This window comes from Acinetobacter sp. IK23 (assembly GCF_035615275.1).
Lineage (GTDB): Bacteria > Pseudomonadota > Gammaproteobacteria > Pseudomonadales > Moraxellaceae > Acinetobacter > Acinetobacter seifertii.
Genome location: NZ_JANBNX010000001.1, coordinates 253,863 through 280,455 on the forward strand (window position 1 = coordinate 253,863; position 26,593 = coordinate 280,455).

The 26,593-nt window shown below is 37.8% G+C and carries 26 protein-coding genes; 10 read left to right on the top strand and 16 right to left on the bottom strand.

The genetic code is table 11. From position 1 onward, the window contains the following. The first annotated feature begins 16 nt into the window (after nucleotides 1-16). Nucleotides 17-712 (top strand): HTH-type transcriptional repressor FabR, encoded by a 696-nt coding sequence (gene fabR, locus MSG95_RS01325; RefSeq protein ID WP_004700096.1) that lies wholly within the window; start codon nucleotides 17-19, stop codon nucleotides 710-712. A gap of 168 nt (nucleotides 713-880) precedes the next feature. Continuing rightward, nucleotides 881-1,897: an AI-2E family transporter gene (locus MSG95_RS01330; RefSeq protein WP_004700095.1), complete on the top strand. Its 1,017-nt coding sequence runs from the start codon at nucleotides 881-883 to the stop codon at nucleotides 1,895-1,897. A gap of 62 nt (nucleotides 1,898-1,959) precedes the next feature. Here the strand turns inward: MSG95_RS01330 and rapA are convergent, their stop codons facing one another. The 6 genes from rapA to MSG95_RS01360 form a co-directional block, all read right to left on the bottom strand. Next, nucleotides 1,960-4,797: an RNA polymerase-associated protein RapA gene (gene rapA / locus MSG95_RS01335; protein ID WP_004700092.1), complete on the bottom strand. Its 2,838-nt coding sequence runs from the start codon at nucleotides 4,795-4,797 to the stop codon at nucleotides 1,960-1,962. Nucleotides 4,798-4,941: 144 nt separating this feature from the next. Next, on the bottom strand, nucleotides 4,942-5,580 hold the full coding sequence (locus MSG95_RS01340) for an RluA family pseudouridine synthase (protein WP_004700090.1): 639 nt from the start codon (nucleotides 5,578-5,580) through the stop codon (nucleotides 4,942-4,944). 132 nt (nucleotides 5,581-5,712) lie between these two features. Next, complete coding sequence (locus MSG95_RS01345) at nucleotides 5,713-6,417, bottom strand: hypothetical protein (protein ID WP_004700088.1); 705 nt, start codon at nucleotides 6,415-6,417, stop codon at nucleotides 5,713-5,715. Nucleotides 6,418-6,479: 62 nt separating this feature from the next. Next, a complete protein-coding gene (hemL, locus tag MSG95_RS01350) occupies nucleotides 6,480-7,778 on the bottom strand; it encodes a glutamate-1-semialdehyde 2,1-aminomutase (protein ID WP_004700086.1) in 1,299 nt (432 codons plus the stop codon). A gap of 42 nt (nucleotides 7,779-7,820) precedes the next feature. Next, entirely contained in the window at nucleotides 7,821-8,432 is a 612-nt protein-coding gene (gene thiE, locus MSG95_RS01355; RefSeq protein ID WP_004700085.1) for a thiamine phosphate synthase, read from the bottom strand. Between the two features lie 115 nt (nucleotides 8,433-8,547). Continuing rightward, entirely contained in the window at nucleotides 8,548-8,931 is a 384-nt protein-coding gene (locus MSG95_RS01360; protein ID WP_077164814.1) for a DUF962 domain-containing protein, read from the bottom strand. 165 nt (nucleotides 8,932-9,096) lie between these two features. On the opposite strand from MSG95_RS01360, the gene MSG95_RS01365 reads away from it, so the two are divergent. Next, the gene (locus MSG95_RS01365) at nucleotides 9,097-10,560 is read left to right on the top strand and encodes a CYTH and CHAD domain-containing protein (protein ID WP_004700080.1); all 1,464 of its coding nucleotides are present in this window, start codon (nucleotides 9,097-9,099) and stop codon (nucleotides 10,558-10,560) included. 40 nt (nucleotides 10,561-10,600) lie between these two features. On the opposite strand, the gene MSG95_RS01370 is transcribed toward MSG95_RS01365, so the two are convergent. Further along, complete coding sequence (locus tag MSG95_RS01370; RefSeq protein ID WP_004700077.1) at nucleotides 10,601-11,233, bottom strand: hypothetical protein; 633 nt, start codon at nucleotides 11,231-11,233, stop codon at nucleotides 10,601-10,603. A gap of 104 nt (nucleotides 11,234-11,337) precedes the next feature. On the opposite strand from MSG95_RS01370, the gene MSG95_RS01375 reads away from it, so the two are divergent. Continuing rightward, nucleotides 11,338-11,727, top strand: a complete 390-nt coding sequence (locus MSG95_RS01375; RefSeq protein WP_004700075.1) for a DUF3144 domain-containing protein — start codon at nucleotides 11,338-11,340, stop codon at nucleotides 11,725-11,727. Between the two features lie 59 nt (nucleotides 11,728-11,786). On the opposite strand, the gene MSG95_RS01380 is transcribed toward MSG95_RS01375, so the two are convergent. The 4 genes from MSG95_RS01380 to MSG95_RS01395 all read right to left on the bottom strand — a co-directional run bounded on the left by MSG95_RS01380 (nucleotide 11,787) and on the right by MSG95_RS01395 (nucleotide 18,110). Further along, entirely contained in the window at nucleotides 11,787-14,549 is a 2,763-nt protein-coding gene (locus MSG95_RS01380; protein ID WP_077164813.1) for a M16 family metallopeptidase, read from the bottom strand. Nucleotides 14,550-14,671: 122 nt separating this feature from the next. Further along, the gene (locus tag MSG95_RS01385; protein WP_004700072.1) at nucleotides 14,672-15,487 is read right to left on the bottom strand and encodes a PhzF family phenazine biosynthesis protein; all 816 of its coding nucleotides are present in this window, start codon (nucleotides 15,485-15,487) and stop codon (nucleotides 14,672-14,674) included. Nucleotides 15,488-15,636: 149 nt separating this feature from the next. Further along, nucleotides 15,637-17,031 (bottom strand): L-cystine transporter, encoded by a 1,395-nt coding sequence (locus MSG95_RS01390; RefSeq protein ID WP_004700069.1) that lies wholly within the window; start codon nucleotides 17,029-17,031, stop codon nucleotides 15,637-15,639. A gap of 197 nt (nucleotides 17,032-17,228) precedes the next feature. Then, complete coding sequence (locus tag MSG95_RS01395; RefSeq protein WP_077164812.1) at nucleotides 17,229-18,110, bottom strand: LysR family transcriptional regulator; 882 nt, start codon at nucleotides 18,108-18,110, stop codon at nucleotides 17,229-17,231. A gap of 96 nt (nucleotides 18,111-18,206) precedes the next feature. On the opposite strand from MSG95_RS01395, the gene MSG95_RS01400 reads away from it, so the two are divergent. The 4 genes from MSG95_RS01400 to MSG95_RS01415 all read left to right on the top strand — a co-directional run bounded on the left by MSG95_RS01400 (nucleotide 18,207) and on the right by MSG95_RS01415 (nucleotide 20,621). Next, complete coding sequence (locus MSG95_RS01400; protein ID WP_004700065.1) at nucleotides 18,207-19,385, top strand: YbfB/YjiJ family MFS transporter; 1,179 nt, start codon at nucleotides 18,207-18,209, stop codon at nucleotides 19,383-19,385. After that, the gene (locus MSG95_RS01405) at nucleotides 19,382-19,507 is read left to right on the top strand and encodes a hypothetical protein (protein ID WP_077164811.1); all 126 of its coding nucleotides are present in this window, start codon (nucleotides 19,382-19,384) and stop codon (nucleotides 19,505-19,507) included. The genes MSG95_RS01400 and MSG95_RS01405 overlap by 4 nt, the downstream gene beginning before the upstream one ends. A gap of 213 nt (nucleotides 19,508-19,720) precedes the next feature. Beyond that, nucleotides 19,721-20,116 (top strand): hypothetical protein, encoded by a 396-nt coding sequence (locus tag MSG95_RS01410; RefSeq protein ID WP_004700063.1) that lies wholly within the window; start codon nucleotides 19,721-19,723, stop codon nucleotides 20,114-20,116. Nucleotides 20,117-20,237: 121 nt separating this feature from the next. Further along, entirely contained in the window at nucleotides 20,238-20,621 is a 384-nt protein-coding gene (locus MSG95_RS01415; RefSeq protein WP_004700062.1) for a hypothetical protein, read from the top strand. Between the two features lie 109 nt (nucleotides 20,622-20,730). On the opposite strand, the gene icd is transcribed toward MSG95_RS01415, so the two are convergent. Further along, a complete protein-coding gene (gene icd, locus MSG95_RS01420) occupies nucleotides 20,731-21,987 on the bottom strand; it encodes an NADP-dependent isocitrate dehydrogenase (protein ID WP_077164810.1) in 1,257 nt (418 codons plus the stop codon). 388 nt (nucleotides 21,988-22,375) lie between these two features. Here icd and MSG95_RS01425 point away from each other — a divergent pair, with 388 nt between their 5' ends. Continuing rightward, on the top strand, nucleotides 22,376-23,593 hold the full coding sequence (locus MSG95_RS01425) for a tyrosine-type recombinase/integrase (protein ID WP_086238315.1): 1,218 nt from the start codon (nucleotides 22,376-22,378) through the stop codon (nucleotides 23,591-23,593). Here MSG95_RS01425 and MSG95_RS01430 read toward each other — a convergent pair. The 4 genes from MSG95_RS01430 to MSG95_RS01445 all read right to left on the bottom strand — a co-directional run bounded on the left by MSG95_RS01430 (nucleotide 23,590) and on the right by MSG95_RS01445 (nucleotide 25,024). After that, nucleotides 23,590-23,784, bottom strand: coding sequence for a hypothetical protein (locus MSG95_RS01430; protein ID WP_000084540.1), 195 nt, complete (start codon nucleotides 23,782-23,784; stop codon nucleotides 23,590-23,592). The two genes, MSG95_RS01425 and MSG95_RS01430, sit on opposite strands and share 4 nt — an antisense overlap. Before the next feature lie 124 nt (nucleotides 23,785-23,908). Continuing rightward, on the bottom strand, nucleotides 23,909-24,463 hold the full coding sequence (locus MSG95_RS01435) for a lysozyme (protein ID WP_006581821.1): 555 nt from the start codon (nucleotides 24,461-24,463) through the stop codon (nucleotides 23,909-23,911). Beyond that, nucleotides 24,453-24,671: a hypothetical protein gene (locus MSG95_RS01440; RefSeq protein ID WP_001083663.1), complete on the bottom strand. Its 219-nt coding sequence runs from the start codon at nucleotides 24,669-24,671 to the stop codon at nucleotides 24,453-24,455. The genes MSG95_RS01435 and MSG95_RS01440 overlap by 11 nt, the downstream gene beginning before the upstream one ends. Beyond that, nucleotides 24,668-25,024 carry a hypothetical protein gene (locus tag MSG95_RS01445; protein ID WP_000138209.1) on the bottom strand — a complete coding sequence of 119 codons (357 nt, stop codon included), beginning with the start codon at nucleotides 25,022-25,024 and terminating at the stop codon, nucleotides 24,668-24,670. The genes MSG95_RS01440 and MSG95_RS01445 overlap by 4 nt, the downstream gene beginning before the upstream one ends. Before the next feature lie 300 nt (nucleotides 25,025-25,324). Between MSG95_RS01445 and MSG95_RS01450 the strand changes: the two genes are divergently transcribed. Further along, on the top strand, nucleotides 25,325-26,593 hold the full coding sequence (locus MSG95_RS01450) for an O-antigen polymerase (protein ID WP_324624739.1): 1,269 nt from the start codon (nucleotides 25,325-25,327) through the stop codon (nucleotides 26,591-26,593).

The following is a 26,593-nucleotide window of genomic DNA, read 5'->3' on the forward strand; positions in this document are numbered from 1 at the left end:
GAACATATTGAAAAGCATGACCCAAACCTCACTTTCTCAGAGCCAAAATGACACAGCCTCTTCACAAGATGTCATTGAAATAAAAACAGCAACGCGTTCTGTTGGAAGAAAAGCGACGATTACGAAAGACGAACTTTTTCAGGCCGCTCTTAACCTGATCGGTCCTCAAAAAAGTATCGCCTCATTAAGTTTACGTGAAGTCGCACGGGAAGCTGGTATTGCACCAAATAGCTTTTATCGTCACTTTAAAGATATTGATGAATTAGCCATTTCACTGATTGACCGCGCAGGTATCGTATTACGTAAAATTATTCGTCAGGCTCGTTTACGTGCCTCTTTCCAAGACAGCATTATTCGTAGTTCTGTAGAAATTTTTCTTCAACAGCTTGATGCAGACGAAGGTAATTTAAGTCTATTGTTACGCGAAGGCTTTACAGGTTCAGCTTCTTATAAAGCTGCGGTAGACCGCCAACTCAATTTCTTCCAACAAGAACTACAAGAAGATTTAATCCGTCTAGAGCGTTTAAATAACAATCACCTATATCATCCTGAGCTTGTTGCAAAAGCAATTACGCAACTTGTATTTCATATGGGTGCTAAGGTGATTGATCTTCCAGTTCATCAACGTGCGGAAGTCGCTGAACAAACCATGATCATGATCAGAATGATTTTAGAAGGTGCTCGTCATCTAGACGAAGCAAAGATACGATAAGATCAGCACAAAATGGTTTGTAATTGTACAAGCCATTTTTTATACAGACATACTTATTTCTTGATAAAAATATAATTCACAGATTGAAGCAACCAACATGCAAGAGTATAAGTAATTATTATTCTAGCAATATATACCCATATTTCCCCACGATATTTAGGGATTCACATGCAAAGTTTGAGTAATCGTCAAAGCCTGATTGCAAGCTATATTCTGATGGGCATTTTTTTGCTTTCGGTTATCCCCTTGCATCTCTTAGCAAGCTTTTTTGCTGGCTTTCTCATTTATGAAATTATTATTAGTTTAAGCTCTATTGTTGAACGTTATATTGATGGTCAAAGAGCCCGCATTTTTATTAGTATTTTACTGAGTATTATCACGGTTTCACTCATCGCCTTTTTCATTACAAGTTTAATTAGCTTTGTCGTTTATGACTTAAAAGGTGTAGGTATCCATAATATCAACAATAAAGTTGATCAAACGCTATTACACTTACAAACTGAAATTGGCAAATATCTTCCAGGTTATATTCCAGATAGTGTTACAGAACTAAAAGATGAAATTTTTGCGTTTATGAAAGATAACGTGACGACATTAAAAAATGCCAGTTCCGATATCTTACATAACTTTGTAACGATGATTATGGGCCTCATTATTGGTATTTTGGTGGCGATTCATGGCTTTCACCGTCGTACACCACAGCCTGTATTTAAGTCTTTACTCATTCAACGTATTCAAAAGTTATCAATTTCTTTTAGAAATGTCGTTTTTGCCCAAATTAAAATTTCGGCAATTAATACGCTGCTCTTTATATTATTTGCGTTTGTAATATTGCCGATTTGGGGTGTTCATCTGCCTTTTGCTAAAACATTAACTATTCTTACTTTCTTGTTTGGTTTAATTCCGATTTTAGGCAACTTAATTTCAAATACGCTTACCTTTATTGCTGCGCTTACGGTTTCACTGGGTTTAGCAGGTGTTGCTCTGCTCTATCTCGTATTAGTACATAAGTTAGAATATTTTATTAATGCCAAAATTATTGGACATAAAATTAATGCCAATGCATGGGAAATTTTATTGGCAATGTTAATTTTTGAGTCAATTTTTGGTTTAGGTGGCCTGATTGCAGCCCCAATCTTTTATGCCTATTTAAAATTAGAATTGAAAGATGCCAGAATGATTTAATTAAAATTTATTCAATAAAAAAGCGCCTTAAAGGCGCTTTTTTATGACTTATGATTTATGGTTTATGGTTTAACAACAACAAGTACCTGAATTGCTTCCGGAGTTACTGTTAAGCCATCGAGTAAGCTCAAGCCTTCTTTTTGCAACTTCTGTAAGCGCTCAATTTCGTCTTGACGAATACTTGGGTTGAACTGTTTCAAATACGTTAAACGGTCAATCTCGTATTGCCATTTATTACCATAATGCTCTTTTGCCTGCTGTTGAAGCTGTGGCAAGCCGACTTTAGCAATATCAAGCGCTTGTCTATAGCGCTCTTCAATCACTTCACGGCGAGCTTTAACGACTTGGCGACAGCTATTGCCATCTAAATGATGCAAATATGGTTTTAAAATGGTTGGATCAATCTTTTCAGATAAGTCCTGACCATTTTCACTTAACAACACGCGAATGAGCTGTTTCGGTAAGCTTGATGGCAAGTTCAAAGATTTTGGTGCAACTACATCAACTTTAAACCAAACTTCAAGTAATACAGAACCTTGCTTTAATGCGTTTGACTTAAGAACAGCAACATTAGTACTGCCAAATGATTGTGTACGGATCATTTCCATGACACTTTCAATGAACGGATGTTCTAAAGTCAGATATTGAGCATCTTCACGCATTTGCGCCTGATCACGATAGAACGTCGCAGTCATGCCTTCTTCGTCTAATGCCAAACCTTGCACTTGCATTTGGTCTGTCGGACGAATAATAACAGTACCGTTACTTTGCTCATCAAAATCAATATTAGTTGAAGACATAAAACGCTTCACAAACATAGGTAATGTTGTGTTGTCATCGTAGTCTTCTAAAGCTTGAACAATTTCTTGTGCAACGATAGGACGACATGAGTTGTATTCAAGCAAGCGGTCTCGACCAGCTTGTAACTCTGTTTCTAAAGCTTGACGTTGAACATTTACTTCTTCGAGTAAATCTTCAAAGGTTTGACCTTGGTCTGAAAGTAAGCAGTCTTTTAATTCAACAATAAAGTTTTCTTGCAGCGTTTGAGCTGTCGGAGAAATATTGCTGAAAATATTCAACGCTTCGTTGTACCAACGGAACATACGCTCTTGAGCAGTGCCCATTAAGTAAGGTACATGAATTTGGATACGGTTTTCTTGACCAATACGGTCTAAACGACCGATACGTTGTTCTAAAACATCAGGGTTTGCAGGCAAATCAAATAAAATCAGATCACTTGCAAACTGGAAGTTACGGCCTTCTGAACCAATTTCAGAACATAGTAGAATTTGAGCACCATAGCTTTCTTCTGCAAAGTAAGCAGCCGCTTGGTCACGCTCAAGTAGACTCATGCCTTCATGGAACATTGCAGTACGAATACCAGCATGCAAACGAAGTACACTTTCTAAAGATTCAACAACAGGACCACTACGAGCAATTAAAAGAACTTTTTTGTGCTTAAGTTCTTTACGCAAGATTTCCATTAACCATGGCACACGTGGGTCATTTTGCATCCATGAACCATCAAGTTGTGCTTCTTCTGGCCACATTTGCTCACGTAATTTACCGTCTTTTGACCAATCTTCTGGCGCTGGCAAAGGTGCTGGTTGACAATCACGGCCTGGGAAGCCTTGAATCGCTTCACGCGTATTACGGAATAAAATACGACCTGTACCGTGACGATCTAACAACTCATGAATCGCTCTGAAACGTTGCTCAGGCTGATCTTCAATTGAATGACCCAACAAACCTTCTAAAGCAGTTAAATGCTCTTGAGTTAAAGGTTCATCCGACATAAGTACTTCTGCAACTTGAGCAGTTTGCTGATATTGCGCTTCTTCATCTAAGAAACGTTCTAAACTGCTAAAACGCTGAGGGTCTAACAAACGTAAGCGTGCAAAGTGACTTTCTACACCAAGCTGTTCAGGTGTTGCTGTAAGCAACAATACACCAGCCGTGTTTTCAGCAAGCTCTTCAACCAAGTCGTAACGATCGTTGCCGCCTTCTTCTTCACTCCACATTAAGTGATGCGCTTCATCGACTACAAGCAAATCGAAACCAGCTTCTAATGCTTGCTCACGCAAGTCGTCATGGTCAACCATCAAGTCTACGCTGGCAATAATGCATTGCTCAGTCAAGAACGGGTTAAGCTCTGGATCATGTTCTTTAATAGACGCAGTACGGGTTAAATCGAACAGAGAAAATTGCAAGTTGAAACGGCGACGCATTTCAATCATCCACTGATATTGTAATGAATCAGGGACTAAAATGAGGATACGTTCAGAGCGGCCAGTTTTAAGCTGTTGGTGGATAATTAAACCAGCTTCAATTGTTTTACCTAAACCTACTTCATCGGCAAGTAAAACACGTGGTGCGAAACGTTTACCGACTTCATGTGCAATATAGAGTTGATGTGGGATTAAACCTACACGCGCACCAACCAAGCCACGTAAAGGACTGGTTTGCATTTGCGATTGCATGAGCATGGCTTCAATGCGTAGGTCATACCATTCTTTATAATCGATCTGGCTTGCCAGTAAACGATCTAAGGGTTTTGATAACTGAATTTGTGCACCAATACGAGTTTCATTGAGCGCTTTACGTTCTTGTTCGCCATTTTCTAAAGTACGAACAACGTTATAACGCAAAACACCATGGCGGTCTTCAACAGTCTCAACAATCCACTTCTGGCCTTCTTGATCTTGAACTTCATCATTTTTGTTGAAGATGATGCGAGACAACGGCGCATTGTTACGTGCATAGACACGCGTTTCATCACTTTTGGGGAATAAAATGCTGACAGATCTTTCATCTACATCAATAAGAACGCCTAAACCGAGCTCAGTCTCTGTATCTGATAGCCAACGTTGACCAATAGCATACTGCTGCAATTTTTCCACCTTTTTCTCAAGTTCGCACTACATATTGTACGATGCAAATTAGCTTATTTTTGCATCTTTTTATGTAGTCTTTAAAGCAAAATTTTGCAGCAGAAACCAATTAAATTGTTTCGCTACAAAAATTACTCATTGAAAGTTTTTACATTAAAACGGTACAGGACAGTTAAACGTTAATGATTCCCCTGTCACAGGGTGATTAAAGCTTAACTGTTTAGCATGCAAGCACAGACGAGGAACAAGTAATTGTTCCGGTGTTGCATACAATGTATCACCTACAATCGGATGTCCCAGATATTGCATGTGTACACGGAGTTGATGAGAACGCCCGGTAATCGGTGTTAATTTGACACGCGTAACCGGTTGTCCCTGAATCTGGAAATGTTCAATCGCCTGCCAGTGTGTTAAAGCAGGTTTGTTATGAGAAGCATCGACAATATGCAACGGTGGTCGACTCGGGTCATAGACTACTGGAATATCGACTGTCCCTTCACCGTCTAGGTGGCCTGCGACTAACGCTTCATATATTTTCGAGGTTTGACGGTCTTGAAATTGGCGTGCAATCGCACTTTGTCCACGCTTAGATAACCCAAAAACCAAAATACCCGAGGTATCGCGGTCAAGGCGATGGATGAGCAAAGTTCGTGGTTCAATTGCCACCAGTCTTGTCAAAACGCTGTCATGTAAATCACCTTTCCCTGGCACACTCAAAATGTCCGAAGGTTTATGAATCACCATAAAATCATCATCACGATAGATCAGATGTTCACTTAGAAAATCACTCAAAGTTGTATTCCCAAGGCAAGATGAAAAACAAGCGGGCAATAATAAAAAGCTTACGTCCGAATTACAATGCCGTTCGGGTAAATTAACGACAGAATTTGCAAATATTATGATTCAGTTTATGGCTAAAGCCGATTAGTGCTTCAATAACTGCATAATATGTTGCAAGCTAGGTGTTTGCATCAGCTCTTCAGCACTTAGACTCGCACCGTTCGCACGCCATAACTCCACCAGATAATTGACTCCTACAGCATCTAAACCATAGTTTCTTAAATCTATTTCAGGATGAATTTCCATTGGATGCCGCCCCACCTGCTCAGCAACTGCCAATAAAATTCCTTTATCGGACAACACCTGTGACGATGGCGCACTTAAAGACCATAAGCGCACTAAAGCCTGTGTGTTTATATGTTGAATGGAGTCAAAACTGATTTTTTCAATCCATTGTATATGCTGCTCTAAACTACCTGCCAAGATCGCATCATTTACAACAGCTACATAATCTGTAATGGATAAAACAAGCTGCATCACTTGCTTAAACAACGGGGATAAATTTCCAGCTATTATCACTTGTGCTTGAGTGTTTGATGACAATTGTTGCCCAAGCTGTAACATGACCTGTTGAAGTTGAGATGACTGAATCATCATGACTGGAATTTCGAGTGCCTGTGCTCTTTTGCTTAGTAATTCTAAATGATCGGCTAAAGGCTGATTTATCCAGTCAGGGGCATTTTCAAGTTCATTTAATCCAACCATGAGCAAGATGCTATGCTTAGATTCAATAGGCCAATTTGAAGTACTTGGGGCTAACTGGATTTTTCGAGGTAAGGGATAAAACATTGTTCTCTACAAATATAAAAATAGCTCAAATTAAAAAGCCCGTTTAACACGGGCTTTTTTGCTTACTTCATTTCGGCAAATGTTTCTTTTGCAGCCTGAATCGTATATTCGATATCTTCATCAGAATGAGCAGATGAAATAAAGCCTGCTTCAAATGCTGACGGTGCCAAGTTTACACCGCGCTTTAACATACCATGGAAGAACTTTTTGAAAGCTTCTATATCACATGCCAACATTGAGTCAAAGCTTGTAATATCTTCTTGATCGGTAAAGTAAAGACCAAACATTGCGCCCGCTTGCTGAGTTTTAAATGGAATACCTGCTTCATCAGCCGCGGCTTGTAAACCCGCAAGTAACTTTTCAAGTTGAGCAGATAACTTGCTGTAAAAGTCAGGTTGACGTAAATGTTTAAACATCTCGATACCCGCACGCATAGCAAGTGGGTTACCAGATAAAGTTCCCGCTTGGTATACACCACCTAAAGGTGCGATGCATTCCATGATTTCACGCTTACCGCCAAACGCACCTACAGGTAAGCCCGCACCAATAATTTTACCCAAAGTCGTTAAGTCAGGTTTAACGTTATAAACTGACTGAGCACCACCTAAAGCAACGCGGAAACCTGTCATTACTTCATCAATAATAAATACAGATTTATATTCATCACACACATCACGAATGGCTTGTAAGAAACCGTCAATTGGTTTCACCATGTTCATGTTACCCGCAACAGGTTCAATAATGACGCCCGCAATTTCATGACCGAATTTGGCAAAACACTCTTTTAATGCAGCAATATCATTATAAGGCAGCGTTAAAGTATGTTTAGCAAAATCGACTGGAACACCTTTTGAAGTTGGCTCACCCTCGCCTAAAGTAAGTAAACCCGAACCCGCTTTTACTAAAAGTGAGTCAGAGTGACCGTGGTAACAACCCTCAAACTTCACGATTTTGTCACGGCCAGTATAACCACGCGCTAAACGAATAGCGGTCATGGTCGCTTCTGTACCAGAGTTGGTCATACGTACCAATTCAATGGATGGCATGATTTCACAGATAATATCTGCCAAAGTCGTTTCATGTACGGTTGGTGCACCAAAACTTAAACCATCTTCTGCTGCTGTTTGTACCGCTTTAATAATTTCTGGATGAGCATGGCCCAAAATCATTGGTCCCCAAGAACCAACATAGTCAACATAGCGCTTACCATCGACATCCCACAAATAAGCACCTTTAGCTTTCTCGATGAAAACTGGTGTTCCTCCAACGCCATTAAAGGCACGTACCGGAGAGTTCACACCACCAGGAATGTGTTTGCTGGCTTGTTTAAATAACTGTTCTTGCTTTGGAGATAAACTCATGGAAATGCTCGTCTTAAATATCTAAAAAATAATTTTGAAAGCTTAAGAAAATAATTGTGCCCACGCTTTTACACGGGCAGGAATTTCAGCAGTTGATCGACCTAATATATCACTAATGACTGCGCAGAGGTCAGCTCCAGCCTCAATCACAGGTTTTGAGTTTTCAACAGTTAAACCACCAATCGCACAAATTGGTAAATCATATTGAGCTGCTGCTTGCTTAATGACTTCAATACCTACATTACCTGCTTCTGGTTTTGTGGCAGTTGCATACACAGCACCAAAGGCAACATAGGTTGCGCCATCGGCAATTGCTTTTCGAGCAAGATCTAAAGAGTTGAGGCAAGTACGGCCAATAATGACGCCTTCAGGAAGTTTCGATTTTGCATCTGTGATTTCACCGTCACTTTGCCCTAAATGCACACCTAAACCAAACTGAGCGGCCAGTTGTAAGTCATCATTAATGACAAAAGGAACCTGATATTTTTCACACAATATCTTAATCTGTTCAACTTCAGCAGGCTGGTCAGTTTTTTCTATTTTTTTACGGCGGTACTGTAAAATTGCGATCTGACGAGTTGCGAGCGCGACCTCTAGTTTTTCTAATAATAATTGGATTGGGTCATCATTGGTAATGAGATATAAACCGCGCATACTCTACTCTCGCTTTTAAAAACTACGCTAGTATAACGGATTTATAGGACATCATAAGTACCGATTGATATAGGCTTAACAGTACCAATCGGTATATTAAAATAGGAATAAAAAATTAACTCGGAATTTTATCGTGCTTCCGGTCAATCAAACTTAATCGACCAGTCGCCACATCAGACAGCATTCGCCAATCAGAAATAAAGCTATAAAGAGGCTGTTTAAAACTGGCAGGCTTATTTTTTTCAAATACAAAATGTCCAACCCATGCACATGCATAGCCAGACACTAAACCATAAAGTGCGTATTTGGCCTGTTTCTTACGAATGGCTTTTGAAAAAAAGTATATCCCAATGCTACTACCCACCACATGTAGGCGTCTGCTCATAATGTTACGGTGTTCAGTTAAATAAAAGCGATAAAATTCCTGATAGTTTTTAATCGGTAATTCAAACTCTAGCTGAGCTTCATGGTTGAAGTTTACTGGTGCATTCACGATCATCTTCCTGATTTTTATTTGATCAAAACGTCACCTGATTGTACACCTAAAACAAAGTGTAGCGTCATAGGTTTGATTGTAACTTTCTCTATCAAAAACATTATTTTTAGCACTAAGCTATTATACTTATTCAAGATAGTTTAAATACCTGATTCAGGGAGATCCGTTATGGTTGAAGTTGAGCTTAAGTTTCAGTTACCTGAATCGAAGAAAAAAACTGTTCAGCAGTATTTGAAAAAGCATAAAGCACAGCATATTCACTTGCAGGCCAAATATTACGATACACCAGACCGTCTACTCGCAAAAAATGGTATGGCCCTACGTTTACGTAAAGAAAATGATTTGTGGGTACAAACCTTTAAAGCCGCTGGTCAAAGTCATTTACACCGTGTTGAAGAAGAAGTTTTTCTAGGTAAATGCGAGCAAGAACCCGAACTAAACCTTAATCTATATAAAGATAATAAAGCAGTCACAGATTTAATTACTGAAGCTTTAGGCACTGAAGTCGAAAAGCTAAGCTTACAGTTTGAGACAGATGTACAACGTACTTATCATGTATTTGAAGCCGATGACACTGCTATTGAAGTCTGTCTTGATGACGGTGTAGTAAAAACGGCAACCACCCAAAGTAAAATTTGTGAAGTTGAGTTTGAGCTTAAACAAGGTGCTGTTAAAACACTGATTCAATTTGCACAGCAATGGATTAATCGTTATGAGTTATGGCTCGATGTTAGAAGTAAAGCCGAACGCGGTAATTTACTCGCATTAGGAAAAGCCGTTTCACCTGCTGTTCACGCAAAAAGCTTGAGTTTAGATAAGAATATTTCAGCAGAACAAGCTCTCAAAAAAATTGTTGAAAACTGTTTAGCACAATTCTTACCGAATATGGCTGCAATTGCCGATAACGTCGCCGAAGCTGAGCATATCCATCAGGCACGTGTAAGCTTACGTCGTTTACGCAGTGCACTTCATCATTTTTCAGGATGGTCAGACGATTTAAACCCTGCTTGGGAAGAGCAAATTGCAGCACTTTTCCGCAAGCTTGGAAACACGCGTGACGTAGATGCTATTCGTACTGAAATTTTACCTATGATTGTGCAACATGGTTCACCTGAGCTTTTACTTCCAATCTCAGAGGAGCCATTAAAAGATCTTGCTACACTGTTCAAATCGGCAGAAACCGTCAAGCTTGTACTCGCATTACTGGCATTTGCTTATTCAGAAGAAGATAGCCAAAGTACCAAAGGAAAATTTAAAAAGGAGATAGAAAAAAGCTTAGATAAGTTACATTACCAAGTTGTGAGTCATGCTAAAGATTTCAATGAACTCGAAGTAACTGAACAGCACAAGATACGTAAAAAAGCTAAACAGCTACGTTACTGCATTGAATTTATATCAAGCTTATATCCATCTAAAAATGTTCAACAGTTTTTAAAGAAATTGCAACCCGTGCAAAATACCTTAGGACTATATAACGATTTGTTTATAGCTGAAGATCTCTTTAATAAAGCAATTGAACACGACCCGCACTTTTGGTTTGCTCTAGGATGGATTAAGGCCAAACAACCTTATTTACAAAATCAGTCTGCCGAAGCTTTGCAAAAATTTAATAAAGTAAAAACTTTTTGGTAAATATCTTAAAGTCGCGACATAGATGTCGCGACTTTTTATATTATCGGTATTTACCAAATACTTTCCATACACCGTTATCTGCTAACGGGTCATTATAGCTATCGCTACGCTGCTTTCTTGGTTTATCTCGGGCATCGACGAGTTCAAAGTGAGGCTCTACCCCTAGTACTATACCATTGGTATAAAAACGTGAACGTGTATATTCACTTTGACCATGCTGGAACACATAAGTTCTCAAGTCGATAAATTCACGGTGAGCAACCAGTGCTGCCGTATCATCACTCTGCAACCATTCTTGCATGGTAAAAATCTGATCTGTTTCAAACTGACCGCATTTTTCAATAAGACTTGCCACACCACGAAAAGTTTTCGACTCTTTAGCACGTGTTTTATTAATACGAATCCGATCTACATGAAAAAAGAATAATGGTAAGTTCAGATGGCTTGGTAAATGAATTGCATCTGGTAATTCATCTTCCATAAAAGGTTGAAAAAGCTCTTGTGCCCTTTCGATTAAATCTTTCCATTGTTGGTAATAGGCTAAAACTTCTTCTTGCAAACCATAATAAATTGGTAGCCCTTCGACATGCTCTAAATATTGGGGTGGAAAAATATGCTGACGTAATAGAGCAATGTCTGTTTTTAAACTTTGAACGGCTATCGCATCTTGCATAATTAGAACTTCCAACACTTAGGCTATTTACAGACTAAGGCAAAGGTTTTGTTTCCGCAAGGCTTTGCCTATAATAAGCAGCTCTATTTTTGCGGGAATATGTCATGTCTCAAAAGATTAATGCAACAGATATTACTGAAGAAGAAGCGTTAAATGCTGTTTTCTTTGAGCGTGCGGATGAATTCATTAAACAAGCGAATGATTTTTGTCGCCCGCCTAAAGGCCAAAAGCCTGACCCTGCTGAACTTCGCGGCCAAGTGAGTGCAGCCATGTTATTTGCCACTGCCCGTTTTAACACGTGGGTGGCTGCAAACAATTTTAAAGATGGCAATGAAATGCGCGATGCAAAAGAGCAAGTGATGTCTTATTTGCTTCAGCAATTTCAAATGATGCTCGAAGATAACTTTGATGAGTATTGTGAACAGTTCGAAAACTACTTACGTTTCCGTAAGAATGAAGATTTCCATGCTCACAAACATGACCATGACCATTAATAAGCTTTAAATACTCAAATAAAAAGCCACTTCATGTGGCTTTTTATTTGATAAGTTAGTTATTGCTTTTGCGCTTGGCCATATTGGTCAGCCATCACTTCCACAAGGTTTGAAGGTTTAATATATTTTTTAACAACTGCGTTCACATCGGCAACGGTCAACTTAGTTAAGTCTTGATCATGCTTAACGCGGTCAAGTAATGTTTTACCCGACTCAAGCTCAATATTTAACATACCGTGAATGTTGCGCTCATCTTCTAATGCAGTAACACGCTTCTTCATGAGATCTGCTTTAGCTGCTGCAAGCTCTTGCTCAGTGATACCCTTCGTTAACAAGTCATTTAGTACTTTATGAACTGAATCAGAGACTTGTGCTGAACGCCCAGCCGTATAGTTTGCACTAATACTTAACGCACCAACATTCGTGTCCTGATCAAGCTGTAGACCTGTTCCAAAACCATATACCAATGCATTTTTTTCACGAAGCTCTTGAGCCAAACGCGATGAGATTTGAGAATCACCTAAAATATAATTCATTAAAATTAATGCAGGTGCGTCAGGATGATTTTTCCCAACTGGTAGTGTGATTATACTTTGATAACTACCAAACTCGCGTTGTTCAGATAAAGCATGCACTTTCTGAGCAGGAAAATCGACATGTTTAATTAAGATTTTTTCGTATGGTTGCTTACTATTCCAGCTCCCAAACTCTTGATTCAAGAGATTTTTCATTTTCTTTGCATCAAATGCACCCGTAATCGCAATTTGCGCATGGTTCATTGCAAAGAAATGCTGATATAGCTCTTTCACTTGTTCTTGAGTCACATTCTTCAATTGTTTTTTAGCCAACTCAGGTTCGAAGTGATAACGCAAATCACCCGGTTGGTATTCTTCAATTAAACGTGATAATGTTAAACCTGCCACGACATCTGGTTCAGTATAAGGACGATCAAGGCTCGACAAGCTTTGAGACTTAATTAAATCAAATTGAGATTGTTCGAACTTCGGATTTTTCATGACCTCTAAAACAAACTTGAAAAATTCATCAAATTTTTCAGTTTTAGATTGAATGTTAATAGTCATGCCATTGCCGTCGGCACTTGCATAAGCTGCACCACCTGCATCAATCGATTTATCTGCAATATCTTGCAAACTATATTTGTCAGAGCCACGCAGTAATAAATATGAAGTTAAATCAACAACTGTGCCTTTATCAAATAAAGATTTTTCCGTACCAAAATCCATCGTAATGGTGGCATAGGTACGATCATCACGAGTTTCTACGGGGAACAAAGCATACTTCATTCCGTTTTTAAGTTTCCCGCGGCTAATCTTTTTCTCATTAGTTTCGGCATATTGCTTTGAGGTTTTTAAAAACTCATTAACTTCTTGTTGATAAACTTTCGGGTCTTTTAAAGGCTCTGGTTTAACATCGGTTTGATCTAAAGTTTTAGGCTTATCTTTAGGGTCAAGTTGCAATGCTTTCTTTTGATCTTCAGGTGTCGGCAAAATATCGCCATCAATACGATGGCCAGCAACAAGAAACTGCTTTAAGGTTTGATTGACTTCATTGAGTTTCACTTTCTCAACTGCATCTAAATCTTTAAAATATTGGTCCCATTGCCCACCAGCTACACTGTAATCACTTAAACGAGAACCCAAAGCAACAGCATCTTTATTGACTAACTCGCCTTGCGTTTTCATTAAGCTTTTTACGCGATTTAGCTCAGTCTCTGTAAAAGGCTTACCCTTTTCTATTCCAGAGAGTAGAGCACTTTCAACTTTATTAGGGTCATTTTTTGGTGAGTAAACCGCCCCTAAAAATACGACATTAAAATCTTGATCTAACCATGTTGATGCCTGAACGTCTGTAGAAATACCCGTTTCAACCATGTTTTGGTATAAATGACCACTTGGTTGCATGGTATATAACATTGGTGCTAAAGCGAGTGTTGGCTGAATTTTCGTGTTTTTTCCATTCATATAGATATGGAATTTGGCCAAATCACTGCCCTTTTTCACTAAAAACTCACGATCCTTCATTTTTGTAGAATCTAAGACAGGTACCTGAACAGGCTTCGGCACAGCTCGCGCAGGAATCGGACTAAAATATTGGTCAATTGTTTTTAAAACATCAGTTTTATCAAACTTACCTGAAACAACCATAACCGCATTGTTAGGTGCGTACCAACTGCGGTAGAACTGGTTCAATTCAGGCATTTTAATAGACTTAAGCTCAGGTAAATCACCAATTGGTAATCGCCCTAAATACTTGTTTCCATAAGCCGATTTCCACATTTGATCCATTAAGACAGCAAAAGGCTGATCCATACGGACTTCACGTTCACGCTTTACGATTTCAATTTCAGAAGGTACAAATTTTTCTTGTAGAACCAATTTATCCATACGCTCTGATTCAAGGTACAACACTTGATCTAGCGCATTTTTCTCTGGACGAACAATATTGGTATATTTGGTTGAATAGTAATCCGTGCTCGCATTTGTCATTAATGTATATTGATCTAAACGGCGCTGAAATTCTTCACCCTTTACGTTTTGCGTGCCTTTAAATGCCAAATGCTCAAGTAAATGGGCTAAGCCACTTTTACCTTGTGGGTCATTTAAAGAACCTGTCAAATAGATAGTATTAATAAAGATTTTATTTTCTTTGTCATTCGGTGCAAGCACTACCCGAAAGCCATTATCTAATTTATATTCCTCAATATTTTGCTTACTTTTTACTAATGTCGTTTGTGCAAAAGACGCAGCACTTAAACCAAGAATACATAGGGAGAGAGTCAGTTGTTTAAACTGCATGAACATAGAAATACCAATTAATTTGAATAATAAAAAATCAATAGTTGTAAGAGTATAGTAGGTAATTTAAGCTGACATTAATAGTAAAGTTTTGAAAAGAAAGCCGTTTATTTAAACGGCTTTTTATTTTAAAGAAAAATTTCTGCTTGCATATAAAGTTTGCCATATCCTGCAATTTCAATACGTTCCTGATTCAGTATATTGCAATATAAAACGCCTCCACGGCTAGAAGCTTGATAAGCCACAATATTATTTTTGCTCAGCTTTTCTGCCCATAACGGCGCTATTGCAGTATGAATTGAACCTGTAACAGGGTCTTCTTCAATGCCTGCAACAGGTGCAAAATAACGAGACACACAGTCATAATGCTCGTCTGCTTTTGTAGTGATTACGATATCCATATCTGTAGTCGTAATAGCTGTCCGTTTACCTAAGGCTTTAAGTAAGTTCATGTCAGGCTGCTCATCTAACACGTCTTGCACTGATTCATACTCAACAATATAAGCTTGAACATTTTGATAAACAGCCTTAAATGGTTTGCTTAAAGCTTGTCGTAAAATAGCTGGATAATCTTCCACTTGTTCAGCCTTACGAATTGGAAAATTCATTCTGATTTTGCCATCTTCATCTTGGTGAACAATAAAAAGCCCTAAGTTCCGGACATGAAAATTAATGGTCTTTTTATCCGTAAAATCTTTAAAGAGTACAAAAGCACTCGCAAGAGTCGCATGACCACAAAAATCGACTTCAACCATTGGTGTAAACCAACGAATTTCATAGTTTTCAGAATCTATAATTTTTACAAAAGCAGTTTCAGATAAGTTATTTTCAAGCGCTATCTTTTGCATTAAATCTGCATCTAGCCACTCTTTTTCAACAATCACAGCAGCTGGATTTCCACGAAATAACTCTTTTGTAAAAGCATCGACTTGATACATTTTCATGATAGTGCTCTCTTTTGTAATAAGCTCATTTTCTAAAACTATTTAAAATAAAAACAGATACAGTTTTTTTAAAATTAACATCACAGTGGCAATTTAAGCATATAAAAAACGGCTCATTCAGATATGAATGAGCCGTTTTATACTAACTATTAATGATGTTGAGTTAACTCAATTTCATCTTCACTATTTAATATGTCTTTATCTGTTTGGCCCATCAGTTGACTCGTCACTACACCTGCAGTCATTGAACCATTTACATTTAATGCAGTACGGCCCATATCAATTAACGGTTCGATTGAAATAAGCAGCGCAACCAAAGTTACAGGTAAACCCATTGCAGGAAGCACAATCAGTGCAGCAAAAGTTGCACCACCACCAACACCAGCCACACCAATTGAACTTAAAGTCACAATACCCACTAAAGAAGCAATCCACATTGGGTCGAGTGTATTAATACCCATGGTTGGCGCAACCATGACTGCCAACATTGCTGGGTATAAACCCGCACAACCATTTTGACCAATGGTTGCACCAAACGAAGCAGAAAAACTCGCAATAGATTCGGGAATACCCAAACGACGAGTTTGCGCTTCAATACTCAGTGGAATACTTGCTGCACTTGAACGGCTTGTAAATGCGAATGTTAAAACAGGCGCAACTTTCTTAAAGAACTTAAGCGGAGAAACACCTGTTAGAGTCAAAATAATGGCATGAACGCCAAACATAATCGCCAAACCTAAATATGACGCAACTAAAAAACCACCTAGGTTTAAAATGTCAGCCACATTTGAACTTGCCACAACCTTAGTCATAAGCGCAAAAACACCATACGGTGTAAGCGTCATGACTAAACGTACAAGCTTCATGACCCAAGACTGTAACGTCTGAATAGCAGTCAAAATACGCTGACCTTTTTCTGCATCATCTTTCATTAAATTAAGCGCAGCTATCCCTAAAAAGACAGCAAAAATAACTACACTAATAATTGAAGTCGGATTTGCACCCGTTAACTCAGCAAAAGGGTTACTTGGAATAAAGGAAAGAATAAATTGCGGTACGCTTAAATCTGTTACTTTGCTTACATAATCAGTATTAATTGCAGTTAAACGCGCAGTTTCAGCAGCACCTTGCACCAAACCTTTGGCAGTTAAACCAAATAAGTTCGTCACAAATACACCAACCAGCGCAGCAATTAACGTTGTGAATAGTAGAGTTCCGATGGTATAGACGCTGATTTTTCCTAAAGAGGAAGCCTGATGCAACTTGGCTACTGCGCCTAAAATCGATACAAATACCAAAGGCATCACGACCATTTGTAAAAGTTTTACATAGCCGTTACCAACAATATTAAACCAGCTAATAGATTCAGCAAGAATCGGATGGCCACCGCCATAAATCAAATGTAGTCCTAAACCAAACACTACACCTAGAACTAAGCCAGCAAGAACTTTTTTAGATAAGCTCCAGTCCGTTTTACGTGTTTGGGCGAGTAAAAATATTAACCCGACAAAAACCACAATATTGATGATTAAGGGTATATTCATTCCCAAACTCCAAATTATTGCTTGTGTCATCTTTTAAGGGGGCATATTTGACCATAGCCGGCCTATATAAACTACCCTTTTCCACAATTTTCTAGCATGCAGATCATTGCCGATCTGGATGAGAATATAAAATGACATTTAAATACATATATATCACTTTTAGGGCATAAGCTAAGTAGGACATTTATGTATTAAAATTAAGCACATTTCTGTATAAACTGTTGCTCAATAAAACCAATAAATTGCTTTAGATTGCTCCCCCATGTCTCAGGAGGCTGAGCAACGACATAAGTGGTAAAGTGTGCAGATTCAGTATTAATTTCAAAACAGCTTAACGACAATTTATCAGCCACTTTAGTCAAATATGACTTTGGCAATAGCGCAAAGCCGACACCTAGCTCCACACAACTGACAATACCGTCCAGACTGCCCATTTCCATGATTTGCGAAGGCGGCACACTATGGTCATTTAAAAACAGCTCAATTGCATGGCGATAGGAACACCCTTGTCGAAATGCAATAAATCTGGTCTTTGCAAGCGTGGCAATATCAGGAAACTCGGTTTGCTGTTTCGGACAAACTAAAACCAATTGTTCTTGCCATATTGGATAGCTATATAACTCAGGAATCACATATTTCGAGGCTACAAAAGCGCAATCAAGCTCACCTTGCTGCACAGCGTTAATCAAATATCCTGTTGGGTGAGTTTGAAGCTCAATCGGCAAATTAGGATATTGCTGCATACATTCATTCAGTAATTGAGGAAGTCGTATGGCCGCTGTAGTTTCCATACTGCCTAAACGAATGGTTTCGTTCGGATCAATATCACTGTATTGAAAGATTTTTTTCGCTTTATTGTGCAGCGCGATCATTTGAACAGCATAACTATGCAACTGCTGCCCTGCATTGGTTAATGTCACGGGATTATGGCGATTTAATAAAACCACTCCTAACTCTTCTTCAAGCTTTTTCACATGACTGGTGATATTCGATTGAACCGTATACATTTTTTGTGCAGCCAGTGAAAAACTTCCACTCTCTGCCACTGCTAAAAAAAACTCTAGAGACTTAAGCAACATACCACTATCTCAAAATAAGATAATTAGTATCATATTAAATCATTTTTAAAGATTGCAAAACTCGCTTTTAATAATAAAAAAATTGAGTGATTTCTCATGACTACGCTTTATCGAATGAGTCTGCTTGTATTTTTAGCAACTTGCTTGGGTATTGGTGTTTTTAGATTTTCCTACACTGCCCTCATGCCAATCATGATTGTGCAATACGGATGGACACACGACTTCGCAAGCTTCTTAGGCAGTGCAAATTTGCTGGGCTATTTGCTAGGTGCATTATTGGCGTTATTTAGTATTAAAGAAAAATCTATTCCCATACTCATTGTAAGTTCGGCAGTTGTAGGCAGTTTAAGCCTACTCTGCTGTGCTTTGATACACATGCCATTGGTTTGGTTCGTGTTCTGGCGCACAATTTCAGGAATTGCAGGCGGCCTACTCATGATTTTGGCACCGAGCTTTGCCATGAAAAATATTGCAATAAGTCAAAGACTCAAAGTCAATTTTTTAGGGTTTAGCGGCATTGGTGTAGGCGTGTTATCTGCGACTATTATTATTCCCTTACTTAAAAATATGCCCGTTCAATATGTCTGGAGCATTTTTGCAGCGCTCTCTATTTTTGGCAGTTTGGTACTTTTCCAATTACTCAACCATCAACCACAGCAGTCTGTTCAAACAACCAGCCAAGTTCCTCAAAGCATCAAACATTCACGCTTGGGACTGGTCATTATTATTGCCTATATGTGCAGTGCTTTTGCCTATATTCCGCACTCTTTGTTTTGGATGGATTACTTATCGGGAACCTTGCATTTTCCATTGCAACAGCGAAATTTGTTTTGGGTGCTGTATGGCATCGGAAGCTGTATAGGCGCTTTCGTGGCGTACTGTTTAAGCCGCCTCACCGGATATTTACAAGCAATTAAATGGCTTTATGGCATTTACTCCATAGCCGTTGCATTACCGTTCTTTTCACATGCCATATCTTTACTTGCATTGTCTTCATTTCTTACAGGTTTGCTCACGCCTGCCACCGTGTTTATTAGCTCTTATAGCCTTTTACAAATTTATGAGCAGCGTTATCAAAAACTTTGGAGCCTTGCCACGATTGGCTTTGCCAGTACCCAGCTTTTAGGTGGCGTGGTTATAAGTACCTTACATCACTTGCACTGGTCGTATGCCCATCTCTTTTTAATGGGTGGCATTGTTTTGCTATTTGCGTTGAGCCTTTTAGTTCGCACCCGTCCTTCCCTACCTACCACTCTCGGAGCAACCGAAACGTGAAAACTATATTGTTTCCTGTATTTTTAATTGCATTTGTACTGGTGATACAGGTCTTAGACCAAAGCTACCAAAAGAAAATCGGTGCACCCAAAACGACAAAACACCCTGAGTTTATGCAATAAAAAAAGCCCCGACTAATAAGGGGCTTGTCAATTTTTTCAAAGTGAACATTAACGATTAAATCTGTGTCGTAAAAAGGTATCGTTTGCATTTCTTGATTATTTACAAAGCAGCTGTATTGACAAAAAATGTCATATTTTGTCAATGTAGAGTGTTTTCGTCTCATCTATATTTATTCAAAATTTATAATTTTAATACTTAAAATAGAGTAAGACATGAGCAATAACAATTATATTGATGAGCTTTTAAAGCTCTTAGCGATGTTCGCTTTTATCTGCGTTTCATTATTAGCATTTAAATGTCGAACTATATTTGCACTGGACATCACAACATCCTATGAAGTCTCTGTAAAGATTATTATCTATATTGCCACAGCGGCTACCCTTGGCTTTTTAACACGCGATCATATTGAGTTTACAACACAATTTTTAATTGCTATTCCATTTGCATACTTTTGGCTATCGCCTGTTCTTGACTATAAAGCCATTCAAACCATCCCAGAGGTTCCATTTTACCTCTCTGGTCATGGTCAAATTTTAGGATTATTCCTCGTCATTATCTTCTGCTTTGCGCTATGGGTATTTAAAGAAACAAGCTCAAATTCGCATTAGTCTTAAAAAGTCTGAATAGCGATTTTTCGTGATTTTTATAAAGTTAAAAATGGTCACTGAAATATATATTTTTATAATATATATTTTAAATAAATTATTTTATATCAATTAAAACTTAAAAATGTTAAATGTATCAAGCCCAGCAAATGCTGTTGTAGTAACTATTATTTCAATAATTGCTACATTTAGCCTTCTTATATGGAAGTTTAATATTTATGTTGGTATAGATGTCTATACCAGTGGAGAAGTACTTTTCAAAACTCTGTTATATGTAATGGTAATAGGGCTATTTAGTTACTATTTCCGCTTTACCATTAAAATGAGTAACACGGTAATCTTTTCATTACCGCTGTTTTTCTTTTGCATTAGACCTATTTTGAACTATAAACTTACGCACAGTATTGGACAAGTTCCCCTCTATGCAACTCATTATGGTCAGGGTGGAATATTGTTAAGTTTAACTGTACTGACTTGTATGCTTTGGGCTTATACCGCGAACTCATAGCTTGTTATTTGTATTAACTTCAATACTATAAAAAACTATAAATAAAAAACTATAAATAATAATCACAAAGTAATAAAAAAGCCCTCATTAAGGGCTTCTTTATGACAGTCTAATCTTCCATATGACGAATAATTGCCTCACCAAATTCAGAGCAACGCAATAAGGTTGCTCCTGGCATTAAACGTTCAAAATCGTAAGTCACCGTTTTGGCTGCAATCGCTCCTGAAATACCTTTAATAATCAGGTCTGCCGCTTCCGTCCAGCCCATATCACGTAGCATCATTTCAGCAGAAAGAATAATTGAACCAGGGTTTACTTTATCTTGCCCAGCATATTTAGGTGCTGTGCCATGTGTTGCCTCATATACGGCAATTGCCCCCCCGATATTTGCTCCCGGAGCAATTCCTATACCTCCTACTTCTGCTGCTAATGCATCAGAAATATAGTCACCATTTAAATTAAGGGTTGCTATCACTGAGTAATCTGCAGGACGCATCAAAATTTGCTGTAAGAAAGCGTCCGCAATCACGTCTTTAATTATGATGTCTTTACCATTTTTAGGGTTCTTAATTTTAACCCATGGCCCACCATCTATGAGTTCACCACCAAAACGATCTAAAGCTAACTCATAACCCCATTCTTTAAAGGCACCTTCGGTATATTTCATAATATTACCTTTATGAACAAGGGTTACCGATGGTTTGTCATTATCTATTGCAAATTGAATGGCTTTACGAACTAAACGTTGCGATCCTTCTTTAGATACTGGCTTGATTCCAATGCCGCATCCTTCTGGAAAGCGAATTTTTGTGACGCCCATTTCATCTTGAAGGAACTTAATCACTTTTTTGGCTTCTTCAGAATCAGCTTTCCATTCAATACCAGCATAAATATCTTCCGAGTTTTCACGGAAAATCACCATGTCGGTTAGTTCAGGATGCTGAACAGGTGATGGAACACCCTCAAACCAACGTACAGGGCGTACACACACGTACAAGTCTAATTCTTGGCGTAATGCCACATTAAGTGAGCGAATACCACCACCAACTGGAGTAGTTAAGGGACCTTTAATTGAAACGACAAATTCACGCAGAGCTTCAAAAGTTTCTTCTGGCATATAACTGCTATAAATTTTATTAGCCTTTTCACCGCAATAGACTTCCATCCACTCAATGGAACGTTTACCGCCATAGGCTTTTAAAACAGCCGCATCAACAACTGTTTTCATGGTCGGTGTAATATCTACACCAATACCATCACCCTCAATGAAAGGAATAATTGGATGATTTGGTACATTCAGTGATAGGTCTGCTTTTACTTTAATTTTATCACCATCGGCAGGAACCACGATCTTCTGATAACCCATTGTGTAGATTCTCCCTTTTATAATATTTAACTAAACAAACAAAAATAATTATCGATAAACAATACTTTCAACTTTTATTAACGCATAATAGCTTAATCGAATTTAATCCTTTTTGAGATTTATGTGGGAAATAAGCAAATTTCACACTTAAATATAGCTCAATGTTTTTACCGCTTATTTGAAAGAAGAAGTCATTTTTTATGAAAATCGTCATTCTTAACAATTCTAAAGATAATAATCTGTTGTAATCTGTATCAATCTGCCAAAACCATACAATTCAAGAGATAGCCATAATTATTTGTCTGTTTTAATCTTTTATAATCTATTTTAATCTTCGCAAAAAACGGGTATCGTGGCGGGTAACCTCTTTTCATTACCCGTTACCCGTATGCTTTCTGACTCTAAAATCAAGACCTTAAAGCCAACTGAAAAAATGTATCGCATTCTTGATGCTGAACGTCTTTATATTGAAGTGCGCCCATCAGGTAAAAAAATATGGCGCTTTAAATATACTTTAAATGGCAAGGAAGGAACTATTAGTTTTGGTGAGTACCCGTCTGTATCATTAGCTGATGCCAGGAAGCGAAAAGAAGACGCAAAGGCCTTACTTGCGAAAGGCATTAATCCAGTTGAAGACAGAAATCAGAAAGAAGAAGAAAAACGTGCTGCAACTAATAACAGCTTTAAGGCTATTACAGAAGAGTTCATTAAAGAAAAGATGAAATACAAATCCGAAGGATATGTGGATCGTTTTAAGGGGGCAATGGAACGAGATATTTATAAGATAATTGGAAGTAAGCCAATCAAAGAAGTTAATTCGGCTGATGTTCTCCAAATCATGAAGAACACTATGGAGCGAATTAAAAAACAAGATAACTTTGCTACAGGTGAGGCCGCAGCCAACCTGAATAGGCGCTTTATTGGGCTAGTCATGCGCTATGCAATTGTTACACTGCGGACTGATACTGACCCGACCTACGCAGTTAAAGAGGCTATTGAAAGCCCACAAGTAGAACATGCAAGACCACTTGAGCCGCACGAACGGACTATCCTTCGGACTAACATTGATACTTATAAAGGCTCTTCTACTGTTAGAAATGCCACACTAACCTTGCTCTACTCAATGTTGAGAACAATTGAAGTAAGAAAAATGGAGTGGCCATTTGTTCATTTTGATGACCGGATAATTAAATTCCCTAGATCTTCTCGCCGAAGAAGGCAAGAAAGGTCAATGAAGATGGATAGAGTTCATATCGTACCTATGTCTGACCAACTGTATGAGATATTGAAAGACCAGTATGCAATTACTAAAGGCCAGAAGTATGTATTTGCTTCTCCTCAGAAACGTGACTGTATGATTTCTAGGACAACGTTAAATAAAATGCTTACTTACATTGGGTTGAATGATGTAACTGCTCACGACTTTCGTGCAACAGCTTCTACCCTACTATATGAAAAAGGTTATGAAGAGGCGTGGATTGAAAAACAACTTGCTCATGCAGAACAAAATAGAACAAAAGCATCTTATGACCATTCGCAGCACTTGGATGCTAGGCGAAAAATGATGCAAGACTGGGCAGATATTGTAGATAGTTGGAAAGATTAAAAGCTTTGCTTCTTATCAAAGGTCCATCTTTTACCATTGTAAGTCACAGTTCCATCCAAATTAATTGGTAACTCTTTTAATGAGTAGTCATAGATTTTAAGAACATTCCCGTTCTTATCTAAATCAGCGGGTAGATTGCAAGTATTTTCCATTCTGCCCGCTTCCGAAACCATGATCATGACTTGCGACATCACAAAGCCCTTACACAAATCGAGACGTTCACATTACTATTTATAGTGTGAGCTGTGCAACCTGAGAAGATTAAGCACAGCAATGTGATGATTGATGCAACTTTGGTACGCTTACACATATAAGTTACTTCTTTAAAAAGAGTGCTCGCTCTGCTTCTCGGCGACGAACTAAACCTTTCATGACTTTACCGCCTGCCTTATTCCAGACAAGGAATTGATCAGCAGCGCCTTGATAATCACCTTTATTCAGTTTTTTTAATAAGGTTGAATTATTAAAAGCACCTGAGCCAATGTTGTAAGTCAGCGATACCAAAGCATCAAACTGATTTTGAGTTAAAGGCACTGTCACAGATTCATTTACAGTCTTTTCAAATTTAGCTAAGTCGTGTTTAAAGTAGGCTTTAGCTTGTTCTGCTGTACAAGCATCGCCCTTCTTAACCTTCACGCCATTAGGATAAACTGTTGTGCCAGTACCAATGGTCCAAACCCCTACACCATCATCGTAAGCATTGAATCGCGTGCCTTCAAAACTAGTTATTAAATCTATACCATCATCACTTGTAGTTTTTCCACCTGGTGCAAGTTTTTCGACCACTTTATTTAGATCGTCTACTTGCGCCTGTGTAAGCTTGCCGCCTGCAATTACTCGGGCAGCATCGAAGAATGGTTTAGTTGTCATTGGATTCACCTTTCTTTTTCTCTAACTCAGAGCTACCAAAATAAAACCCACATGCTGTTGTCATAGCCCCAGCAATAAAACCCAATGCCGTATTAATCAGATTGCTATTTTCACGTGGCATATCCACAAAAAATAAAGCTATCACTAAAACAAACATCAGTCCCACTAATGCGAAAGCTAGATAAGCTCTTGTGTTTTCACTATTCATCGTCCTGCTTCCTCTAACCGTGATACTTTCTCTTTAATTAAAGATTGATCTTGGCTTAATTGAATAATTGAAGATCCAACCCAAGCGCAGAGCGAAAATACGATTCCTGCAAAGATGCCAAGCAGTACACGCAATACAGAAAGACCGCCATCTTGCGAAGCTGTACGATTTTCCAAATTCGCGACTTTGATATCTAATGTATCGATGTCCTTTTTGTTCTGTTCGCTAGTCTCTTTGTGTGCTTCATTAATAAAAGTCAGTCGAGTAACATGATCTGACAACATGCGAATATCACTCTGAATGGAGTCGATTTTCTTTTCAAATCTCAACCCGTATGATTCATTTTCAGTCATGCCTTCCCCCTTTCGTTTAGGCAATAAAAAAGCACCCGGTTGGGTGCTATATAAGAAATTTCTAAATTAATCTCTTAAGACTAACTCATCATTTTTAACCAAGTATTTGTTTGCTGATACCTGGTGATCTACTTCTAAAAACTGTTGTCCATCTCTTCAGAAACTGGGAAAAAACCGATTGTGGCGTATGGTCTTTAGAAATATAAATCTCTATCTATACAAACCATAATTTGTTTGATTTTTATAGATAGAAATTTTTAAAATTGCTAACATTGCACCCAAATCTGAAAGGGTTAAGAAATGCCTGTAAAAATCTATAAAGAAAGCTTCGTTGTTCTAAATATTCGAATGCTTGTGTTGTGTTTTTTTATCTTATTTAGAGAACTGTATGAAAGCGTTCAATTTATTTCTCTTTTTGTTAGTGTCTATTTATTATGTGAAATAATTTTTGTTAATAGACTGAATTATACAAGTCCAAACCTTGTTTTTAATACCTCTTGGTTGTTGATAATTTTATTTTCAATGTTTGATTACTCATCATATTACAGGGTCTTAAATATATCCACAATATCGATTATTTCGATATCATTATTTATATTTAATATCTTTTGCAGTATTAATCTTGGTTATATTAATAAAAAATCAGATGATATTAAATATAATAATAGCAATCTAAATGCTATAAAGTTAGTTTTTATATTTTTTGTTTTGTTAAATATCGCTATAGCTGGGTACATACCATTAATAAAACTTTTTATAACAGGTGATTCAGGTTATTTAGATTTTGGCATGCCCGGACTTTATGGTTTATTTTTGGCATTTAGCAATGCTCTAGGTATTTTATGTTTTTATATCTACATGAAAACAAATAACAAGAGGCATTTATATTTTTACTTATTTATTTTCCTAATTTTTATTTTGTTTATGACAAGGCAAAATATTTTTTCATTAGCAATAGAAAGCTTCTTTATTTACACAATTTTAAAAGGGCGAATTCAAGTTGTCAAAGCCATGATAATTGTTACTGTAGCAATTGTTTTTTTTGGTTTTATGGGGAGTTTGAGAAGTGGGGACATTACAGAATTGGCTGGTGTTCATCAAAAATGGCAATGGCTACCAACAAGCTTTACTTGGATATACTCGTATTTCTATTTTAATATTTTAAACTTAGACAATATGATCAATTATTCGGGCGCACCTTTTTACGATAACTCATCTTTATCGGGTCTGATTCCATCCTTTTTGCGAGGTGAAAGCTCTCAAGATTATATCTCTACACTAGAAGTGATAAACTTTAACATTGCTTCTTATATGTATCCGATTTATGCAGATATGGGGAGATATTGGCTATATAGTTTTACAGCAATTGTTGCATTCATGACAAAGATTTATTTTGATCGACTTTCAAAAAATATTAACTTTAAAACATTATCTGCTTGCTCAGTTCTATATTTTTGCGCTTTAATGTCGTTCTTTGTTAACTTTTGGACGTTTCTACCCATTATATTTCAACTTGTTTTTATTCCAATATTATGGGGCTTTATCAGAATAAAAGAAAGAAGCCCTTAA

What these genes read in the sequence shown, in the direction of transcription:
- fabR (WP_004700096.1), top strand. Translation starts at nt 17, where the DNA reads ATGACCCAAACCTCACTTTCTCAGAGCCAAAATGACACAGCCTCTTCA.
- MSG95_RS01330 (WP_004700095.1), top strand. Translation starts at nt 881, where the DNA reads ATGCAAAGTTTGAGTAATCGTCAAAGCCTGATTGCAAGCTATATTCTG.
- MSG95_RS01345 (WP_004700088.1), bottom strand. Translation starts at nt 6,417, where the DNA reads ATGTTTTATCCCTTACCTCGAAAAATCCAGTTAGCCCCAAGTACTTCA.
- hemL (WP_004700086.1), bottom strand. Translation starts at nt 7,778, where the DNA reads ATGAGTTTATCTCCAAAGCAAGAACAGTTATTTAAACAAGCCAGCAAA.
- thiE (WP_004700085.1), bottom strand. Translation starts at nt 8,432, where the DNA reads ATGCGCGGTTTATATCTCATTACCAATGATGACCCAATCCAATTATTA.
- MSG95_RS01360 (WP_077164814.1), bottom strand. Translation starts at nt 8,931, where the DNA reads ATGATCGTGAATGCACCAGTAAACTTCAACCATGAAGCTCAGCTAGAG.
- MSG95_RS01365 (WP_004700080.1), top strand. Translation starts at nt 9,097, where the DNA reads ATGGTTGAAGTTGAGCTTAAGTTTCAGTTACCTGAATCGAAGAAAAAA.
- MSG95_RS01370 (WP_004700077.1), bottom strand. Translation starts at nt 11,233, where the DNA reads ATGCAAGATGCGATAGCCGTTCAAAGTTTAAAAACAGACATTGCTCTA.
- MSG95_RS01375 (WP_004700075.1), top strand. Translation starts at nt 11,338, where the DNA reads ATGTCTCAAAAGATTAATGCAACAGATATTACTGAAGAAGAAGCGTTA.
- MSG95_RS01380 (WP_077164813.1), bottom strand. Translation starts at nt 14,549, where the DNA reads ATGTTCATGCAGTTTAAACAACTGACTCTCTCCCTATGTATTCTTGGT.
- MSG95_RS01385 (WP_004700072.1), bottom strand. Translation starts at nt 15,487, where the DNA reads ATGAAAATGTATCAAGTCGATGCTTTTACAAAAGAGTTATTTCGTGGA.
- MSG95_RS01390 (WP_004700069.1), bottom strand. Translation starts at nt 17,031, where the DNA reads ATGAATATACCCTTAATCATCAATATTGTGGTTTTTGTCGGGTTAATA.
- MSG95_RS01395 (WP_077164812.1), bottom strand. Translation starts at nt 18,110, where the DNA reads ATGTTGCTTAAGTCTCTAGAGTTTTTTTTAGCAGTGGCAGAGAGTGGA.
- MSG95_RS01400 (WP_004700065.1), top strand. Translation starts at nt 18,207, where the DNA reads ATGACTACGCTTTATCGAATGAGTCTGCTTGTATTTTTAGCAACTTGC.
- MSG95_RS01410 (WP_004700063.1), top strand. Translation starts at nt 19,721, where the DNA reads ATGAGCAATAACAATTATATTGATGAGCTTTTAAAGCTCTTAGCGATG.
- MSG95_RS01415 (WP_004700062.1), top strand. Translation starts at nt 20,238, where the DNA reads ATGTTAAATGTATCAAGCCCAGCAAATGCTGTTGTAGTAACTATTATT.
- icd (WP_077164810.1), bottom strand. Translation starts at nt 21,987, where the DNA reads ATGGGTTATCAGAAGATCGTGGTTCCTGCCGATGGTGATAAAATTAAA.
- MSG95_RS01425 (WP_086238315.1), top strand. Translation starts at nt 22,376, where the DNA reads ATGCTTTCTGACTCTAAAATCAAGACCTTAAAGCCAACTGAAAAAATG.
- MSG95_RS01430 (WP_000084540.1), bottom strand. Translation starts at nt 23,784, where the DNA reads ATGTCGCAAGTCATGATCATGGTTTCGGAAGCGGGCAGAATGGAAAAT.
- MSG95_RS01435 (WP_006581821.1), bottom strand. Translation starts at nt 24,463, where the DNA reads ATGACAACTAAACCATTCTTCGATGCTGCCCGAGTAATTGCAGGCGGC.
- MSG95_RS01440 (WP_001083663.1), bottom strand. Translation starts at nt 24,671, where the DNA reads ATGAATAGTGAAAACACAAGAGCTTATCTAGCTTTCGCATTAGTGGGA.
- MSG95_RS01445 (WP_000138209.1), bottom strand. Translation starts at nt 25,024, where the DNA reads ATGACTGAAAATGAATCATACGGGTTGAGATTTGAAAAGAAAATCGAC.
- MSG95_RS01450 (WP_324624739.1), top strand. Translation starts at nt 25,325, where the DNA reads ATGCCTGTAAAAATCTATAAAGAAAGCTTCGTTGTTCTAAATATTCGA.